Source organism: Streptomyces alkaliphilus, from assembly GCF_014141535.1.
Lineage (GTDB): Bacteria > Actinomycetota > Actinomycetes > Streptomycetales > Streptomycetaceae > Streptomyces > Streptomyces alkaliphilus.
The window spans coordinates 1-4,623 of record NZ_VKHT01000374.1; the positions used below are offsets into that span (position 1 = coordinate 1).

At 73.0% G+C, this 4,623-nt stretch carries 2 protein-coding genes; one reads left to right on the forward strand and one right to left on the reverse strand.

The genetic code is table 11. The features are described 5' to 3' along the window. Window positions 1–431: 431 nt before the first annotated feature. A complete protein-coding gene (locus FNQ90_RS13265; RefSeq protein WP_182606567.1) occupies window positions 432–2,894 on the reverse strand; it encodes a DUF6049 family protein in 2,463 nt (820 codons plus the stop codon). A 144-nt stretch (window positions 2,895–3,038) separates the two neighbouring features. On the opposite strand from FNQ90_RS13265, the gene FNQ90_RS13270 reads away from it, so the two are divergent. Then, window positions 3,039–4,571, forward strand: coding sequence for a CCA tRNA nucleotidyltransferase (locus FNQ90_RS13270; RefSeq protein ID WP_407699359.1), 1,533 nt, complete (start codon window positions 3,039–3,041; stop codon window positions 4,569–4,571). Window positions 4,572–4,623 lie beyond the last annotated feature (52 nt).

Consider the following 4,623-nt stretch of genomic DNA (forward strand, 5'->3'; position numbering starts at 1 on the left):
CGGGTGGGGATCGGACACGCCGGCCACGGGCGCCGACGGCACGGCACGGTCGTACGTGGCGGGGCCCGTCGGCTCCTGCCGCGCCACGGGGTCGCGATCCGTCCGGGGGGCCTGTCCGAAGCCCGGCTGGGCGTACGGGGCGTAGGGGGAGTACGGGCCGGGAGGAACGTCGCCCCGCTCCCCCGCCCCGGTTCCACGCGGATCCGCCGGGCCCGAACCGTCCGCACGGTCCCGGTCCGTCGCGTCCGACGGGCCGGCACCCCCGGGTTCCGGGTCACGATCGTATGGCGCTTGCATGTGGTTACCCCAACTCGAATCGCGGTGGTCGGAGGATCACCGACCTGCTCCGGCGTGTGCCTGCTGTGTGCGCCGGCTCGACGGGCGGCGCCGACGGATGCCCGGACATCCGAGCGGAACGCGGTGGCTCCGGGTCATCGGCCGCGCTCCACTGTCTCACCCCGCCGGACGGACGCCGCGTCGCCGCCGGCGGTGTCGGTCCCCGACTCACCCGCCGGGGTGTCCCCGTGGGCGGTGCCGCCGTTTCCGGAGCCGGGGGGCGTCGCCCCGGGGCTCCCGCCGTCGGCCCCTCCGCCCGGGGTGTCCCCGGGCGCGTCCGGCTCGCCACCGGGCCCCCCGCCGGCGCTCTCCGCCCGCTTCCGCTGGGTGTACATGCGGATACCGGCCAGCACCACCAGCAGGACCCCGCCGGCGATCACCAGCATCACCGCCGAGGTGATGGAGGTGACCCGGGCGTGGAAGCGTATGGCCTCGCCGTACGGTTTGCCGTCGGCGGTGTAGAGCTGGGCCTCCAGCACGGTGCGCCCGTTGGCCCGGGCGGTGGCCTCGAACTTGACGGACTGGCTGTGGCCGCCGCCCACGGCGACCTCCCGGGCCTCGTCCACCTCCAGGCCGATCCGTCGACTGGAGGTGAGCCGCAGCTCCAGGCCCTGCACCTCCTGCATCAGGTTGTTCTGCACCGTCACCGGGATGATCGCGCTGCGCCCCGAGAGGGTGATCGGGCTCTTCTCGATCAGGTGGACCTGCTCGGTCAGCTCCCGCAGCTCGGCGCGGATCTCGGCCCGGTAGCGGGCGGCGTCCACGGGCTCACCGCGCCAGGAGGTGGACATCTCGCGGCGAATGGCGTTCCCGAAGGGGGTGACCACCCGGTCGGCCCGGGTGAGGATCACCGCGAAGTCGTCCAGGGCCCGGCGGGTCTCCCGCATGGCCTCGAAGGATCCCGTCGGCTGCTCCTGCTCGCGCAGTCGCTCCGGGTACTCGTCGGTGCCGGGGACGGAGAGCGCGGCCAGCGGGTCGGGCTCGGCCCGCGCGGCCTCGTCGAGATCGGCGAAGCGCGCCCAGTCGGCCTCCTCCGCGAGCGTGTCCAGGGCCTCCGCGAGGGCCCGGGCCTGATCCGCGGAGGGCATCCGCTGCGGTGCCAGGACCACGTGCCGCTCCGCCGCCGGCGTCTGGTCGGCGACGGCCAGGGTGTGGGCCAGCAGTGCCTGTCGGGCGGTGGTGACCTCACCCGCCCGGGTCATGCGCCCCTCGGCCAGGGTGGAGAGCCGCGAGTCGGCGACCACGGCGGTGACCCCGCCGCCGATGGGACCGGCGGCGGAGGGGGTGTGGTCCTCCCCCGTCCCGGTGCGGACGCTGTCGTCCCGCGCGATGATCCGCTGCGCTCCGGCGGAGGTGGCCACCGAGACGATGTCCGGATCCAGAGCACCCTCGATGGGCCAGGCGTAGTCCGTGCGGGGGGTCACCCCCAGGATGGTCTCCACGGTCACCGGTGCCAGTTCGGTGGCGGCGCGCAGCTGGGCCAGGGAACCGGGCACGGACTTGCCCTGGTGGGCGAGGGAGGCCAGGTCCGGGTCCGCGTAGGGCAACGCGACGACATCCGCGTCGGCCACCGCCTCCCGGAGGCGGTACAGCCAGGCCCGGGCCACCTCCTGGCCCTGGCCCTCGATCAGCCCGTCGGGGCCCTGCACCCGGTACTCGTCGGTCATGGCGTCCACGGAGGCCAGCAGGTCGGGGTCGATCACCCAGGTGACCGGTAGGTCGGCTCCCAGGCTCACCATCCGGTGCAGCCGGCCACCGGAGGAGATCTCCGTGAGGAGGGCGTCGTCGCGCAGGACGGGCACCTGCTCGTCACCGTTGCGGGAGCCGGGCAGCAGGTGGGCGGTGGAGATCAACGGCCAGAGCACGGTCACGGCCGTGCCGCCGTCCTCCTCCCGACTCTCCCGACTCTCCCGGTCCCGACTCTCCCGGTCCCGGTTCTCCCGGTCGGACACGGGCAGCAGCACGCGTCCGGCGCCCAGGATCTGGTCCCACTGCTCGGCCTCGGTCCGACCGGTCACCGCGATCGTCACCTGGTGCACCCCGGCCGCCCCGATGCCCAGTTCGGAGACCGGGACCCGGAGGGCGAAGGGGCGGGCCTGGTCCGGCTCGATCGGCTCCAGCTCGGCGCCGTGTCCGCTCAGGAAGGCACCGTCCAGACCGACGTCGAAGCCCTGACGGGCGGTGGCGGAGTCGATGGCGGTCCGGTTGGCGAGGGGCACCGCCAGCCGGGGGGCGGCGGTGGCGGTGGTGATCGTGGAGTCACCGGTGTTGGTGACGGTGCCGCGCAGGATGATGAGGGAGTCGGGCCCGGGCACGGCGGGTGAGATCTCGGTGACGGTCACCCGGGCCGCCCCGATGTCCGCGTCCTCCTCGACCGGGGTGTCGCCGGGGGGCTCCTCGGCCGCGGCCGGAACGGCGGACAGCAGGAGTGCCCCGCCCGAGAGGGGCACCAACAGGAGGGACAACAAGAGGGTCGGGACCAGGGCGGTCAGAAAGCCGCGGAGGGTCGGTCGTCCGTTCGACGGCTCACGGGATGCGGTCCCCGCAGGTTCGGCCACGCCCATGCCTCGATCCCTCAACGCCGCTGTCACTCGGTGTGCTGCTCATGGTAGCCGGCGGGCGCCGGCCCCATGACACCTCGGAAGCCGCCCGGGAGCCCCGGCCGGGGAACCGGAGGGAAAACCCACGTACCCTGTGCTGTTGTGCCGAACGACAGGAATGACAGCACCGCAGGCGCCGGCGTTGCCGGGACCACCTCCACGACCCGGGTGCCCGCGAGTACCGGTGCCCCCGGGGCCGGCAGGCCGGTGGAACTCGGGGAAGTCCAACGCCGGGCGGTGAGCGAACTCCTGCGGGTCTCCCCCGTGGCCGACGACCTGGCTCGGCGTTTCGCGGCGGAGGGGTGCTCCCTGGCGCTGGTGGGCGGCTCCGTGCGGGACGCGTTGTTGGGCCGCCTCGGCCACGACCTGGACTTCACCACGGACGCCCGTCCGGAGCAGGTGCTTGGGATCGTCGGGCCGTGGGCGGACGCCGTGTGGGAGGTGGGCATCGCCTTCGGGACGGTGGCCTGCCGCAAGCAGGACTTCCAGCTGGAGATCACCACCTACCGGTCCGAGTTCTACGACCCGGCCTCCCGCAAGCCGGAGGTGGCCTACGGCGACTCGATCGAGGGGGATCTGCTCCGACGGGATTTCACCGTGAACGCCATGGCGGTGGCCCTGCCGGAGAAGACCTTCATCGACCCGCACGGTGGTCTGGAGGATCTGGCCCGGCGACGACTGCGGACCCCCGGCGCACCGGAGGACTCCTTCACCGACGATCCGCTGCGGATGATGCGCGCGGCACGGTTCGCCTCCCAGCTCGACTTCGAGGTGGACCCGCCGACGGTGGCGGCGATGACGGCGATGGCCGAGCGGATCGACATCGTCTCCGCCGAGCGGGTGCGTGACGAATTGAACAAGCTCGTACTGGGCGGCCGACCCCGCAAGGGCCTGGCCCTGCTGGTGGACACCGGTCTGGCGGCCCGGGTGCTGCCGGAGCTCCCGGCCCTGCGGCTGGAGCGCGACGAGCACCATCGACACAAGGACGTCTACGATCACAGCCTGACCGTGCTCGAGCAGGCGATCGCCCTGGAGGACGACGGGCCGGATCTGGTGCTCCGGCTCGCGGCGCTGCTGCACGACATCGGCAAGCCGAGGACGCGACGCTTCGAGAAGGACGGCAGGGTCTCCTTCCACCACCACGAGGTGGTGGGGGCGAAGATGACCCGCTCCCGGATGGGGAAGCTGAAGTACTCGAACGAGCTGATCAAGGACGTCTCACGGTTGGTCGAGCTCCACCTGCGCTTCCACGGGTACGGCAGCGGGGAGTGGACCGACTCGGCGGTGCGGCGGTACGTGCGGGACGCCGGCCCCCTCCTGGACCGCCTGCACAAGCTGACCCGCTCCGACTGCACCACCCGCAACAAGCGCAAGGCCACCGCGCTCTCCCGTTCCTACGACGGGCTGGAGAAGCGGATCGAACGGTTGCGGGAGCAGGAGGAACTGGACGCCATCCGTCCCGACCTGGACGGCAACGACATCATGCGGGTGCTGGGTATCGGCCCGGGGCCGGGGGTGGGGCGCGCCTACCGCCACCTGCTGGAGTTGCGGCTGGAGAAGGGGCCGCTGGGGCCCGAGGGTGCGGAAGCCGCGCTGAAGGAGTGGTGGGCCGTCGAGGGGGACCGGGAGTCCTGAGCGGCCCGGGGGTCGGAAGACAGAAGGAGGGGCACGTTTCACGTGAAACGTG